This window comes from Enterobacter cloacae complex sp. ECL352 (assembly GCF_020149545.1).
Classification (GTDB): domain Bacteria; phylum Pseudomonadota; class Gammaproteobacteria; order Enterobacterales; family Enterobacteriaceae; genus Enterobacter; species Enterobacter asburiae_B.
This window is the reverse complement of record NZ_CP083709.1, coordinates 4016578-4030906: the sequence shown is the minus strand read 5'-3', so window position 1 is coordinate 4030906 and position 14329 is coordinate 4016578. Positions and strand designations below refer to the sequence as shown.

Below are 14329 nucleotides of genomic sequence, written 5' to 3'. Positions count from 1 at the left end.
AGCTGATTAAGGCTTAACCGAACGAGCACGAATACAGAAAATCTGCTTGACCGTGTTAGCGCAACTCCCTATAGTAGCGCCCCGTTGCCCCCCAAGCGGTCAGGCAGCAAAAAAATATGGTGAGGTGTCCGAGTGGCTGAAGGAGCACGCCTGGAAAGTGTGTATACGGCAACGTATCGGGGGTTCGAATCCCCCCCTCACCGCCATATTCGAGATGAGAGCTCGTACGAAAGTACGGGCTTTTTTCTTTTATATTCTCCGAAAGGGGGGATTCGAACCTTGAAACTCCCTGCGCTCTTTATGCCTGGTGGCGCTGCGCTTACCAGGCCTACGGGTATTGTAGGTCGGGTAAGCGCAGCGCCACCCGACAACATGCCTGCACATAAAACAAAGCCCGGTTTCCCGGGCCTTGAACGCAACTGCACACTCAGTAATACGCTTGTAGCGTGCGCTGGCAAAGCGCCGAGCGCACGCAGTCATCTTTGGTGAAGCGTACCACCCCAATCATCTCATCTTCCTCAAAACGCGACATCGCGTCGCTCAGTCCGGATTTCACGCCGGATGGCAGGTCACACTGGGTAATATCGCCGTTAACGATAACCGTCACGTTCTCCCCGAGGCGCGTTAAAAACATCTTCATTTGCGCAGCGGTCACGTTCTGAGCCTCGTCAAGAATGACGACCGCATTTTCAAATGTACGTCCGCGCATATAGGCGAACGGCGCGATTTCCACCTTGCCAATCTCTGGTCGCAGGCAGTACTGCATAAAGGATGCACCCAGTCGCTTCACCAGCACGTCATAGACGGGCCTGAAGTACGGAGCAAACTTCTCCGAAATATCTCCGGGCAGGAAGCCGAGATCTTCATCAGCCTGCAGTACAGGACGGGTAACAATAATGCGCTCCACATCCTTATGAATCAGCGCTTCCGCCGCTTTGGCTGCACTGATCCAGGTTTTCCCGCATCCGGCTTCACCGGTTGCAAAGATGAGCTGTTTACTCTCGATAGCATTCAGGTAGTGCGCCTGAGCCTCATTGCGCGCCACAATTGGAGAATTATCACGGCTGTCTCGGGCCATGCCAATTGCTTCTACGCCACTCATCTGCACAAGCGAGGTGACCGATTCTTCTTCACGCTGTTTATGGCTACGTGAATCCCGTCTCAGCACACGTTTTGCTTCGCGACGAGCTTTGATCACTGCTTTTTGTCTTCCCATGGATAGCACCTTGAGTTGTTGGTATTCATCACACGCGCCAGCTTCGGCACGATTATGCGCACGAACATCAGAGGGTTGGCTTCCTTGTAAGCCATTGCTTGCTTTATCGGATAACGATACGGAACAGCTACGCGCACCGTTCTGCACGTCGGTCGAATCAGATTCTTGAGGAAGGGGGGAGAATTTAGTGGTGAGGAAATCGCTGCCGGAGTCTGAGCCTCCGCGCCGGGTGCTGCGGTTGTTATGTTTACCTTGTCCAGTACAGGACGCAACCATTCGCGATCTCCATAGTGATTCAGCATCACTGCCGGGAACTACCGCTGTCTTATCTTAAGTACATCAGGAGTTATCATAAATGCAACATTTATTTTACCTGAATGCAACTTTTAAGACTGTCCCTACAGGTGAAATCAGTCTCATATAGAAATATTACAGAAATATAACAGGAGGATAGTCATATGAAAAAATAATGTCCCCGCGAACGGTTGCGGGGACAATTATCAGGCTTCAATAAGACCTTGAGCGAGGTACGCGTTCCGATCGCGCACGCCCGGCAGGGCAAAGAAATAGCCGCCGCCGATAGGCTTAATGTACTCTTCCAGCGCTTCGCCGTTGAGCCGCTTCTGCACGGTCAGGAAGCCTTTCTCCAGATCGTGCTGATAGCAGACGAACAGCAGCCCCATATCAAGCTGTCCGGCGTTGGTCACGCCGAGCGAATAGCTGTAGCCACGACGCATCATCAGGCTGGACTGCGTCTCTTTGGTGCGCGGATTAGCCAGACGAATGTGGCTGTCCAACGCGATGGTATCGCCATTGGGATCGCTGGCGTAGTCGGGCACGTCATGCTCGTTCTTCATGCCAAGCGGCGCGCCGCTTTGCTTATCGCGACCAAAGATCGTTTGCTGTTCTTTCAGCGGCGTACGGTCCCAGAACTCCACGTGGAACTGGATAATCCGCACCGCCTGATAGCTGCCGCCCACCGCCCACGCCGGTTCGCCCTGATCGGCAGTGACCCACACCACCTCCTTCATGAGCGCACCATCGTGGCTGTCAGGGTTGGCCGTACCGTCCTTAAAGCCCAGCAGGTTCACCGGCGTCTCTTTCCCTTTACTGCGGGCGGCGTGGTCCGAGATAAACCCTTCCCGCTTCCAGCGCACGCTCAGCAGATCCGGCGTGTGCTTGATGATATCGCGCAGGGCGTGGATCACCGTGTCCTGAGTATTGGCGCAAATCTGCAGGAGCAGGTCGCCATGACATAGCGCCGCGTCCAGGGAGTCATTCGGGAAACGCGTCATTTTCTGCAGCGCTTTCGGCTTCTGTTTTGCCAGCCCATAGCGCGCGTCAAAGAGCGACTCACCGAGCGAAACGGTAATGGTCAGGTTATCCGGGGCGATAAACGACCCCAGAATGCCGGAGTCCATTGGCGGCAGACGCGGGTTCGGCGTATCGGGTGCCGGTCCGCCGGCGGTGAGAAACGCGATGCGCGTCGTCAGCAGGCGGAACAGGCGCTCCAGATCGGCTTTATCGCTGGCCAGCGAATCAAAGGCCACCAGCATCATGGACGCCTGCTGCGGCGTCAGGATGCCCGACTGATGCTCGCCATAAAACGGCTGCGTCTCCATGCGGGCATTGGGTGACAGCGTGCCGGGCGCGCTCTGCGGTTTCGCCGCATGCGCTACCGGACAGCCACCGGCCAGAGCAAGAGCGCCCCCCAGCGCCCCTACTCCTTTTAACAATCGACGACGTGAAGGCTCAACCACATCGTTATCGCTATGCTTATTCATCGTGCTTAGTCCAGACCCAGTACGCCGCGCAGCAGAGAGAGATCTTCCGCCAGGGCGGTAATCGGGCCTTTCAGCGCGTTACGGTCGGCATCGGTCAGCTTGTCGTAGGTTTCAAACCCGTCTTTGGTACGATACTTCGCCAGAATGGTGTCGACTTTTTTGAAGTTGGCATCCACTTTGGCCAGCAGTTCGCCGTTCTCTTTCTGCAGCTGAGGACGCAGCAGGTTAACAATTTTCTGCGCGCCGTCGACGTTGGCCTGGAAGTCCCACAGATCGGTATGGCTGTAGCGATCTTCTTCGCCGCTGATTTTGCTCGCGGCCACTTCTTCAATCAGACCAGCCGCGCCGCCCACCACTTTTGACGGCGGGAAGGCCAGCTCGCTGATGCGCTTTTGCAGCTCCAGCACGTCGCCGTTCAGCTGCTCGGCGTATTTCTCCATCCCTTTGGTAGAGTTGACGCCAAACAGGGCTTTCTCCAGACGGTGGAAACCGGTGAATTTCGGATCGGCGGCTTTCTGCTCGTAATCATCTTCGCGGGCATCAATGCTGCCATCAAGGTCAGAGAACAATTCGGCAATCGGCTCGATGCGCTCGTAGTGCTGACGGGTTGGCGCATACAGGGATTTCGCTTTTTCGATGTCACCGGCCTTCACCGCATCGGTAAAGGCTTTGGTTGCCGCCGCCAGGTCCGCCGTCTCTTTCGTGACGTAGGCTTTATACGCCGTAATCGCGTCGCCCAGGCTCAGCACCGCAGCACCTTTCGCCGCATCGGCCGTCGCTTCACCTTTGACGATCAGCTTCCCTTTAGGGTTGGTCAGCAGACCGCAGGTCATCTCATACTCGCCCGGCTGCAGGTTGGCGGTCATCTTCTGGCTGAAGCCAGGGGCGATGTTTTCACGCTCCTCCACCACCAGAACCCCTTTCAGAATCTCCCACTCCAGCGCCTTCTGGCTGTGGTTCTGAATAATGAACTGGGTTTTGCCGCTGTTCACCGTGAGGGTCATCGGCTCACACTGCTTATCATTAACGGTGACTTTAACCTGAGGTACATCCGCGCCCCAGGCGGAGAATGCAGAAGCGAACAGCGCGGCAATGCCTGCGCATAACGCACTACGACGGAACTGAATTGCCATGACTCTTCCCTTTAAAAGTATGTTGTAACTAAAACAAAAATTATGGCGTAACGCGCGACGCCTGCGTGCCGGTACGCGGCGGCATTGCGAACAGCACCAGCGCCGGAACCAGATAAATAAAGTACATCGCCACTTCGCTGACGCTCGGCGTTTCCTGATAGCCGAAGATACCTTCGAGCAGGGTGCCGGTCAGAGAGTGCGTGGAGAGCACGTTGCTGAGATCGAACGCCACGTCCTGGAAATGGTTCCACAGGCCCGCCTCGTGGAAGGCGCGAATCGCCCCTGCCGCCAGCCCAGCCGCCACCAGCAGAATAAACAGGCTGGTCCACTTGAAGAAGGCGCCCAGGTTCAGGCGAATACCGCCCCAGTAGAGCAGAAAGCCCAGCACAACGGCGGTTGCCAGCCCGAGCATCGCGCCAACCGGCGGCCAGATACCGACATCCTGCTGAAACGCCGCCAGCAGGAAGAAAACGGACTCCAGGCCTTCACGCGCGACGGCAAAAAAGACCATCATGATCAGCGCCCAGCCGTGGTTATTGCCCTTTTGCAGCGCGTTATCCACCGCCTGCTCCAGCTGCACCTTCACGTTACGGGAGACTTTACGCATCCAGAACACCATCCAGGTCAGGATCACCACCGCAATTACGGCGACGATCCCCTCAAACAGCTCCTGCTCTTTCTGCGGGAACTCCCCGGTGGTTTCGTTGATGAGGATACCGAGGCCCAGACAAAGTGCCGCGGCAAGGAATACCCCGACCCACATGACGCCAATCCAGCGTCCGCGCTGGGTTCGCTTCAGATAGCTGGCGATGAGGCTCACGATAAGGGCAGCTTCAAGCCCTTCACGTAACATAATGAGAAATGGAACAAACATGCCGACACCTTAAATGTTTATCGCGGTCAACTGATGCAAAGAAAGGTAAATTCTTGTGATAGTGATTATCATTACGGCGAAAAGAAACACAAGCGAAATGTGTGGTGTTTTGATGACGAGTTGTAAACGCCGAGTCTGGTAATAGTTACATACGTTACGTTCAGGTTTATAAGTTATAACGAAAATGCCCATTTACGCTGGTACGGGGCTGTGGCTAAATATCCGCCTCAAACACCTGGTGAAAATTAATTATGTTTAAAATTGTCCATTTCCTGCTGGCGCTGGTCATTATTCTCGCGCTTGCCTGGCTGGTAAGTTTCGACCGCCGAAAAATTCGCATTCGTTATGTTTTACAGCTGATTGTTATTGAAATTGCGCTGGCGTTCTTTTTCCTGCACGCCGAAAGCGGGTTATTCCTGATTAAATATGTTTCCGGCTTCTTTGAGTCACTGCTGAAATTTGCTTCGGAAGGGACCAATTTCGTCTTTGGCGGAATGGGGGAAAAAGGGCTGGCGTTCATTTTCCTCGGCGTGCTTTGCCCAATTATTTTTATTTCCGCGCTGATTGGTATTCTTCAGCACTGGCGGATCCTGCCGATTTTTATTCGGGTCATCGGCACGCTGCTGTCAAAACTGAACGGTATGGGCAAGCTGGAATCCTTTAACGCGGTGAGCTCGCTGATCCTCGGCCAGTCGGAAAACTTCATTGCCTACAAAGGCGTGCTGGGCGATCTCTCCTCTCGTCGTCTCTTCACCATGGCGGCCACGGCCATGTCGACGGTCTCCCTGTCGATTGTCGGCGCCTATATGACCATGCTCGACGCCAAATTTGTCGTCGCGGCGCTGATTCTGAACATGTTCAGCACCTTTATTATTCTCTCCGTCATCAACCCGGCGCGCCCGGAAGCGGAGCCGGATATCAAGCTGGAAAAACTGCATGAATCGCAGAGCTTCTTCGAAATGCTCGGCGAGTATATTCTGGCCGGTTTTAAGGTGGCGATGATTATTCTGGCCATGCTGATCGGCTTTATCGCGCTTATTAGCGCCGTTAACGCCCTCTTCTCCAGCGTATTTGGCATGAGCTTCCAGCAGATCCTGGGCTATGTATTTTACCCCCTGGCGTGGCTGGTGGGTATTCCGCTGAGCGATGCCTTAAATGCGGGCAGTATTATGGCGACCAAGCTGGTGGCGAATGAATTTGTGGCGATGATTGAGCTGCAAAAAATCGCGCATCAGATGTCCCCGCGCGGGCTGGGCATTTTATCCGTCTTCCTGGTGTCCTTCGCGAACTTCGCGTCCATCGGCATTGTGGCCGGGGCGATTAAGGGCCTTAACGAGCAGCAGGGGAACGTGGTGTCGCGGTTTGGTCTGCGTCTGGTGTACGGCGCGACGCTGGTGAGCCTGCTGTCGGCGAGCTTTGCGGGGTTGGTGCTCTGATGCAATACCGGGTGGCGCTTCGCTTACCCGGCCTACAAAACAACAACGGCGGGATTTCCCGCCGTTTTTATTAGAACTGCACGCACACCGGCTGGTCGACGCGCATCACCGACTCCTGCGCGAAGCGTGATTTATAAATCCCGCGTAACGCTTCGATGTTCTTCTCGCTCTGCGCATCCTTACCGTGGATCAGCATCAGCGCTTTGCTGGGTTCACGCGCCACTTTCCCGTCGTTCCCCAGCCACTGCCCGCGCGCGTCAAACACCGTTAAGCCATCGCGGAAACGCGGCGTCACGTCCTGGTCAACAAACTGCTGCCACTCGTTGCTGGTGATTTGCGCCCCGGCAGGACGATTTAAGCCGAAATAGAGCGTGGTTTGCTGCATCTGGTTATCCGCTTTGCAGGTCTCTACAGCCGCGTGTTTTCGATGGCGCCGTGCAGCCAGCGAGCATCAATAGTGCCGCTGCCATTACCCCTGTTTTGATTGTCATGCTTCGCTATCCTCATTGTTATAAGCACATGGATATCACAGGAAATTGCGGATTTTGGCAAGAAAAAAGCCGGGTGCGCTTGCGCTCACCCGGCCTGCATTGTGCTGCGAGAAAAATTATTCTGCCTGGAGCTTAGACGGCGGCGCAGTGTGGTAATGCGCGTCGGCTTCAGCAAAGCGTTTCTGCATGGAGGCAGACGGGGCTTTACCCAGCAGGCTGAACACCACGATGCCGATGCTGCCGAAGATGAAGCCCGGAATGATTTCGTACAGGCCCAGCCACGCGAACTGTTTCCAGACGATAACGGTCAGCGCACCGATAATCATCCCCGCCAGCGCGCCGTTACGGGTCATACGTGACCACATGACGGAGAACAGCACGACCGGACCAAACGCGGCGCCAAAGCCCGCCCACGCGTAGCTCACGAGGCCCAGCACGCGGTTTTCCGGATTGGCCGCCAGCGCGATGGCAATCAGCGCCACCAGCAGCACCATAAAGCGCCCTACCCACACCAGCTCTTTCTGGCTCGCATTTTTACGCAGGAAGGCTTTGTAAAGGTCTTCGGTGATCGCACTGGAGCAAACCAGCAGCTGGCAGCTCAGGGTGGACATCACCGCCGCCAGGATTGCGGAGAGCAGAATACCGGCAATCCACGGGTTAAACAGAATTTGCGCCAGCTCGATGAACACGCGCTCGGCGTTCTGGTTGACCGCGCCCGCCTGCGCCGGGTTGTTGTTGAAGTACGCGATGCCGAAGAAGCCGACCGCACACGCCCCTGCCAGACACAGGATCATCCACGTCATGCTGATGCGACGGGCATGAACGATGGTGTGGTGGGAATCCGCCGCCATAAAGCGCGCCAGGATATGCGGCTGACCGAAGTAGCCCAGACCCCAGCCCATCAGCGAGACGATGGCCACGAAGTTCAGCCCTTTCAGCATGTCGACGTTTTCGATGCTCTTCTGCTTGATCACTTCCAGCGATTCGCCAAAGCCGCCAACGGTGAAAATCACAATCACCGGAGTCAGGATCAGAGCGAAGATCATCAGGCTCGCCTGCACGGTGTCGGTCCAGCTTACCGCCAGGAATCCGCCCACGAAGGTATAGAGGATGGTCGCCGCCGCACCGGCCCACAGGGCAGTTTCGTAGCTCATGCCGAAGGTGCTTTCGAACAGACGCGCGCCGGCCACGATGCCGGAGGCACAGTAGATGGTGAAGAACAGCAGGATAACCACCGCAGAGATAATGCGCAGGATGCGGCTGTTATCTTCAAAACGTCCGGTGAAGTAATCCGGCAGCGTCAGGGCGTTGTTGTTGGCCTCGGTATGCACGCGCAGACGGCCTGCCACCAGCTTCCAGTTGATCCATGCGCCGACGGTCAGGCCGATGGCGATCCAGCTTTCCGAGATACCGGAGATAAAAATCGCGCCGGGCAGCCCCATCAGCAGCCAGCCGCTCATGTCGGAGGCGCCCGCAGAGAGTGCGGTCACCATCGGGCCTAAACTGCGTCCGCCCAGAATGTAGTCGTCAAAGTTCTTTGTAGAACGCCACGCCAAAAACCCTATCAGGATCATGCCAAAAATATAAACGAGAAATGTCACCAGCATCGGTGTGCTAATAGCCATTCAAATTCTCCAAAATGTCGAGCGACAACCATCCGGGCTGCCTTGTTATATGATCACCGGAACGAGGTGAATGTATCTTGTGTTTCGGTTGGGCGCGCTATCCTGCCGTATGCGCCTTCCGCTGACAAACGATTTAACACTGCATTTACATCAATTTCATCCCCGGTTTGATACGAGTTTCCTATAGGTTGCACTCGCTCACGCTTTTACGGGTTGCACCTTTGAAAAGTGTTAACCACCGCATAAAACCAGGCTTCCCGCACAAAAGCCAGCGCGTTTTTACAGCTAACCATTCGTTAACAATCCATTCATTTTCCGGGTTGCAAACCAGGTCACATTTAACACGGTTGCACAAAGTTGCAACATGGTGGATATTTCACGCTATCAACAGAACGCTATTACAGAACAACAGGAGCTTTGGCATGGGTATGACCACCATGGGGGTTAAGCTGGATGACGCTACCCGCGAACGGATTAAGACCGCAGCAACCCGCATTGACCGCACGCCGCACTGGTTAATTAAGCAGGCGATTTTTAACTATCTCGAAAGACTTGAGAGCGATGAGGGTCTGCCGGAGCTGCCTGCCCTACTGGCCGGCGCGGCGAACGAAAGCGAGGAGGCTCCAGCCGCTGGCGACGAGAACCATCAGCCGTTCCTCGAATTTGCCGAGCAGATCCTGCCGCAGTCCGTCAGCCGTGCCGCCATTACCGGCGCCTACCGCCGTGCCGAAACCGACGCCGTGCCGATGCTGCTGGAGCAGGCTCGCCTGCCGGAAGCCATTGCCGCACAGGCGCACAGCCTGGCGTATCAGTTAGCCGACAAGCTGCGCAACCAGAAAACCGCCACCGGCCGCGCCGGGATGGTTCAGGGTCTGCTGCAGGAGTTTTCCCTCTCGTCTCAGGAAGGCGTGGCGCTGATGTGCCTCGCGGAAGCGCTGCTGCGTATTCCGGATAAAGCCACCCGCGACGCGCTGATCCGCGACAAGATCAGCAACGGTAACTGGCATTCACACATTGGCCGCAGCCCGTCGCTGTTCGTCAATGCCGCCACCTGGGGCCTGCTGTTTACCGGCAAACTGGTCTCCACCCATAACGAAGCCAACCTCTCCCGCTCCCTGAACCGCATCATCGGCAAGAGCGGCGAGCCGCTGATCCGCAAAGGCGTGGACATGGCGATGCGCCTGATGGGCGAGCAGTTTGTGACCGGGGAAACCATTGCCGAAGCGCTGGCGAACGCCCGCAAGCTGGAAGATAAAGGTTTCCGCTACTCGTACGACATGCTGGGCGAAGCGGCCCTGACCGCCGCCGACGCGCAGGCCTACATGGTCTCTTACCAGCAGGCGATCCACGCCATCGGTAAAGCGTCCAACGGTCGCGGTATTTATGAAGGCCCGGGCATCTCCATTAAGCTCTCCGCCCTGCACCCGCGCTACAGCCGCGCGCAGTACGACCGGGTGATGGAAGAACTCTACCCGCGCCTGAAGTCCCTGACCCTGCTGGCGCGCCAGTATGACATCGGCATTAACATCGACGCCGAAGAGGCCGACCGTCTGGAGATCTCCCTCGATCTGCTGGAAAAACTGTGCTTCGAGCCGGAGCTGGCAGGCTGGAACGGTATTGGCTTCGTTATCCAGGCCTACCAGAAGCGCTGCCCGTTCGTCATTGATTACCTGATTGACCTGGCAAGCCGCAGCCGCCGTCGCCTGATGATCCGTCTGGTAAAAGGCGCCTACTGGGACAGCGAAATCAAACGCGCCCAGATGGAAGGGCTGGAAGGCTATCCGGTCTATACCCGCAAGGTTTACACCGACGTCTCTTACCTCGCCTGTGCGAAAAAGCTGCTCGGCGTGCCGAACCTGATCTATCCACAGTTCGCTACCCACAACGCCCACACCCTGGCGGCGATCTACAGCCTGGCCGGGCAAAACTACTATCCGGGCCAGTACGAGTTCCAGTGCCTGCACGGCATGGGTGAACCGCTGTACGAGCAGGTCACCGGTAAAGTGGCGGACGGCAAGCTGAACCGCCCATGCCGAATCTATGCTCCGGTGGGAACGCACGAAACCCTGCTGGCGTACCTGGTGCGTCGTCTGCTGGAAAACGGCGCGAACACCTCCTTCGTTAACCGCATCGCCGACACCACGCTGCCGCTGGACGAACTGGTGGCCGACCCGGTGCAGGCCGTTGAGAAGATGGCGGCGCAGGAAGGCCAGGTTGGACTGCCGCATCCGAAGATTGCCCTGCCGCGCGAGCTGTACGGCAAAGGCCGCGTCAACTCGGCGGGTCTGGATCTCGCCAACGAACACCGTCTGGCGTCCCTCTCCTCTGCCCTGCTCAACAGCGCGCTGCAGAAGTGGCAGGCTAAACCGATGCTGGAGCAGCCCGTTGCAGACGGAGAAATGCAGCCGGTGATCAACCCGGCCGAGCCGAAGGATATCGTCGGCTACGCGCGAGAAGCGACCGAAGCGGAAGTGGATCAGGCGCTTGACAGCGCGGTGAACAACGCCCCTATCTGGTTTGCCACGCCGCCGCAGGAGCGCGCCGCGATTCTGGAGCGCGCGGCGGTGCTGATGGAAGATCAGATGCAGTCGCTCATCGGCATTCTGGTGCGCGAGGCGGGTAAAACATTCAGCAACGCGATTGCCGAAGTGCGCGAGGCGGTTGATTTCCTCCACTACTACGCCGGTCAGGTGCGCGATGATTTCGATAACGAAACCCACCGTCCGCTGGGTCCGGTCGTCTGTATCAGCCCGTGGAACTTCCCGCTGGCGATCTTCACCGGCCAGATTGCCGCCGCGCTGGCCGCAGGCAACAGCGTGCTGGCAAAACCGGCAGAGCAGACCCCGCTGATTGCCGCGCAGGGCATCAGCATTCTTCTGGAAGCCGGCGTGCCGGCGGGCGTGATTCAGCTGCTGCCGGGCCGCGGTGAAACGGTCGGTGCCAAACTGACCTCCGATAACCGCGTGCGCGGCGTGATGTTCACCGGTTCGACCGAAGTGGCGTCTCTGCTGCAGCGCAATATTGCCACCCGTCTGGATGCGCAGGGCCGTCCTACGCCGCTCATCGCGGAAACCGGCGGGATGAACGCCATGATCGTTGACTCCTCCGCACTCACCGAGCAGGTGGTGGTCGACGTGCTGGCCTCCGCGTTCGACAGCGCCGGTCAGCGCTGCTCCGCCCTGCGCGTGCTGTGCCTGCAGGACGACGTGGCGGACCACACGCTGAAGATGCTGCGCGGCGCGATGGCCGAATGCCGCATGGGCAACCCGGGCCGTCTCACCACCGATATCGGGCCGGTGATCGACGCGGAAGCCAAAGCCAACATCGAAAACCACATTCAGACCATGCGCGCGAAAGGCCGTCCGGTGTTCCAGGCGGTGCGCGAGAACAGCGAAGATGCCCGCGAATGGCGGACCGGCACCTTTGTGCCGCCAACGCTGATTGAGCTGGCAAGCTTCGACGAGCTGAAAAAAGAGGTCTTCGGCCCGGTGCTGCACGTGGTGCGCTACAACCGTAACAACCTGAACGAGCTGGTTGAGCAGATCAACGCCTCCGGCTATGGCCTGACGCTCGGCGTGCATACCCGTATCGACGAGACTATCGCGCAGGTCACCGGCAGCGCCAAAGTGGGCAACCTGTACGTTAACCGCAACATGGTTGGCGCGGTCGTGGGCGTACAGCCGTTCGGCGGCGAAGGCCTTTCCGGCACCGGTCCGAAAGCGGGCGGTCCGCTCTACCTGTACCGCCTGCTGGCGAACCGTCCGGAGAACGCCCTGGGCGTCACCCTGGCACGCCAGGATGCGGACTATCCGGTGGATGCGCAGCTGAAAACCGTGCTGACCCAGCCGCTGGAGGCGCTCATTACATGGGCAGAAAAACGTCCTGAACTGCGTGCCGTCGCGAAGCAGTACGGTGAGCTGGCGCAGGCGGGCACGCAGCGTCTGCTGCCGGGGCCAACCGGCGAGCGCAACACCTGGACGCTGATGCCGCGCGAGCGCGTGCTGTGCGTGGCCGATAACGAGCAGGACGCGCTGGTGCAGCTGGCCGCCGCCATGGCAACCGGCTGTGAAGTGCTGTGGCCGGAAGATGCCCTGCATCGCGATCTCGCCAAACAGCTGCCGAAGGCGGTCTCGGCCCGCATTCGCTTCGCGAAAGCCGATAACCTGCTGACCCAGCCGTTTGATGCGGTGATCTACCACGGTGATTCCGATCAGCTGCGCGAACTGTGCGAGCAGGTTGCGGCCCGCAGCGGCGCCATCGTTTCCGTGCAGGGCTTTGCGCGCGGGGAAACCAACCTGCTGCTGGAGCGTCTGTACGTGGAGCGCTCGCTCAGCGTCAACACCGCGGCGGCAGGCGGTAACGCCAGCCTGATGACAATAGGCTAACGCTGTGTTAATAAGGCTCCGGAGACGGAGCCTTATTTTTTTGGGGAGTATATGAAACGATATCTTATCGCCAGTGCGGCACTGCTGCTGAGCGCCAGCGCGCTGGCCGACGAGTGCGACAAAGCGACCACCCAGCTTGAGCTGAATACCTGTAGCGCGCAGCAGTACCAGGCTGCCGACAAAAAGCTCAACCAGACCTATCAGGCCGCCGTCAAGCGTGCGGAAGCCCCTCAGCGCGAGCTGCTGAAAAAGGCGCAGCAGGCCTGGATTGCCCTGCGCGACGCGGACTGTGCGTTTATCGGTTCGGGGACGGAAGGCGGCAGCGTTCAGCCGATGATCGTGAATCAGTGCCTGGCGGAGAAAACCGTGGAGCGCGAGGCGTTTCTGGCCTCGCTGATGCAGTGTGAAGAGGGCGACTTAAGCTGCCCTCTCCCGCCGGGCTGAGGGATCCCCACAAAATAATACCTGCACGGACGGCCCCCTCTCCCTTGAGGGAGAGGGCTGGGGTGAGGGGAAACTAGCGCAGGCGGATCCCTTCGATAATCATCCGCTGCACGTTTTCCAGGGTGCTGTGGAAAAACGCCTCGTCCTGGAGCGTTTTACCGGTCACCGCCTCAACCTGGGCCGCAAAGTCAGCGTAATGCTGGGTGGAGGCCCAGATCATAAAGATCAGATGATGCGGGTCGACCGGGGCCAGTTTTCCGCTGGCGACCCATCCGGCAATAATGGCCGACTTATCGTCCACCAGCTGCTTTAAATCTCCGGTTAATTCCGCCTGCAGCAGCGGCGCGCCCTGCAGCATCTCAAGACAAAACAGTCGCGACGCCTGCGGGTAATCGCGCGACACCTCCAGCTTCAGGCGAATGTACTCTTTGATCGCCACCAGCGGGGCCAGCTCCGCGCGGAACGCTTTGAGGGGCGCCAGCCAGATATCGAGGATCTGCTGCATCACCGCCACATAGAGCGCCTCTTTCGACGGGTAATAGTAAAGCAGATTGGTTTTGGATACGCCGGACTGCTCCGCCACCTGCTCCAGGCGCGTGCCGTGAATACCAAACTGCGAAAAAGTCTCCAGAGCCGCGCTGAGGATCGCCTGCTTCTTGGCGCTCACCGCCTGCGAACGTTTACCTGGAGTTTTCACTGCGCCTTGTGTCATTCCCGCTCTCCTTATTCTGCGTTGCCCTCAGCATAGCAAAACCCCCGACTCGCCACGACATCCTGCACTCCGATCGCGCATGAATGCCTGTTTTCTGTGCAATGTTTTTGACCAGTTAGTCCACATTTAGCCGCATCAATCCACCAACCTCTGATTAACACATTAATAACACTGCCATTTTCAAAACTGGCACTGCCTTTGCAAAAACACCGTTACACCTGCGACGTAA

Annotated in this window: 9 protein-coding genes, 1 tRNA gene and 1 pseudogene; 4 read left to right on the top strand and 7 right to left on the bottom strand. The window is 57.8% G+C overall.

The window, feature by feature from the left end:
- Nucleotides 1–118 precede the first annotated feature (118 nt).
- Nucleotides 119–206: transfer RNA gene (locus tag LBF07_RS19585), tRNA-Ser, on the top strand.
- A gap of 221 nt (nt 207–427) precedes the next feature.
- Here LBF07_RS19585 and phoH read toward each other — a convergent pair.
- The 4 genes from phoH to efeU form a co-directional block, all read right to left on the bottom strand.
- Nucleotides 428–1216: a phosphate starvation-inducible protein PhoH gene (gene phoH, locus LBF07_RS19580; protein ID WP_008503509.1), complete on the bottom strand. Its 789-nt coding sequence runs from the start codon at nt 1214–1216 to the stop codon at nt 428–430.
- Nucleotides 1217–1716: 500 nt separating this feature from the next.
- Complete coding sequence (gene efeB / locus LBF07_RS19575) at nt 1717–3000, bottom strand: iron uptake transporter deferrochelatase/peroxidase subunit (protein ID WP_094934943.1); 1284 nt, start codon at nt 2998–3000, stop codon at nt 1717–1719.
- 5 nt (nt 3001–3005) lie between these two features.
- Nucleotides 3006–4133, bottom strand: coding sequence for an iron uptake system protein EfeO (efeO, locus tag LBF07_RS19570; RefSeq protein WP_094934942.1), 1128 nt, complete (start codon nt 4131–4133; stop codon nt 3006–3008).
- Between the two features lie 40 nt (nt 4134–4173).
- Nucleotides 4174–5007: an iron uptake transporter permease EfeU gene (gene efeU, locus LBF07_RS19565; RefSeq protein WP_033145172.1), complete on the bottom strand. Its 834-nt coding sequence runs from the start codon at nt 5005–5007 to the stop codon at nt 4174–4176.
- 251 nt (nt 5008–5258) lie between these two features.
- On the opposite strand from efeU, the gene LBF07_RS19560 reads away from it, so the two are divergent.
- Complete coding sequence (locus LBF07_RS19560; RefSeq protein WP_029740188.1) at nt 5259–6443, top strand: NupC/NupG family nucleoside CNT transporter; 1185 nt, start codon at nt 5259–5261, stop codon at nt 6441–6443.
- Nucleotides 6444–6513: 70 nt separating this feature from the next.
- On the opposite strand, the pseudogene LBF07_RS19555 reads toward LBF07_RS19560, so the two are convergent.
- Together LBF07_RS19555 and putP are read right to left on the bottom strand one after the other, a co-directional pair.
- Nucleotides 6514–6934: pseudogene (locus tag LBF07_RS19555) on the bottom strand (DUF3574 domain-containing protein).
- A gap of 116 nt (nt 6935–7050) precedes the next feature.
- The gene (gene putP / locus LBF07_RS19550) at nt 7051–8559 is read right to left on the bottom strand and encodes a sodium/proline symporter PutP (RefSeq protein ID WP_039261698.1); all 1509 of its coding nucleotides are present in this window, start codon (nt 8557–8559) and stop codon (nt 7051–7053) included.
- Nucleotides 8560–8981: 422 nt separating this feature from the next.
- On the opposite strand from putP, the gene putA reads away from it, so the two are divergent.
- Nucleotides 8982–12944 (top strand): trifunctional transcriptional regulator/proline dehydrogenase/L-glutamate gamma-semialdehyde dehydrogenase, encoded by a 3963-nt coding sequence (gene putA / locus LBF07_RS19545; RefSeq protein WP_094934941.1) that lies wholly within the window; start codon nt 8982–8984, stop codon nt 12942–12944.
- A gap of 51 nt (nt 12945–12995) precedes the next feature.
- Nucleotides 12996–13388, top strand: a complete 393-nt coding sequence (locus LBF07_RS19540) for a lysozyme inhibitor LprI family protein (protein WP_094934940.1) — start codon at nt 12996–12998, stop codon at nt 13386–13388.
- Nucleotides 13389–13461: 73 nt separating this feature from the next.
- On the opposite strand, the gene rutR is transcribed toward LBF07_RS19540, so the two are convergent.
- Nucleotides 13462–14100, bottom strand: coding sequence for an HTH-type transcriptional regulator RutR (gene rutR / locus LBF07_RS19535; protein WP_023311087.1), 639 nt, complete (start codon nt 14098–14100; stop codon nt 13462–13464).
- Between the last annotated feature and the right edge of the window lie 229 nt (nt 14101–14329).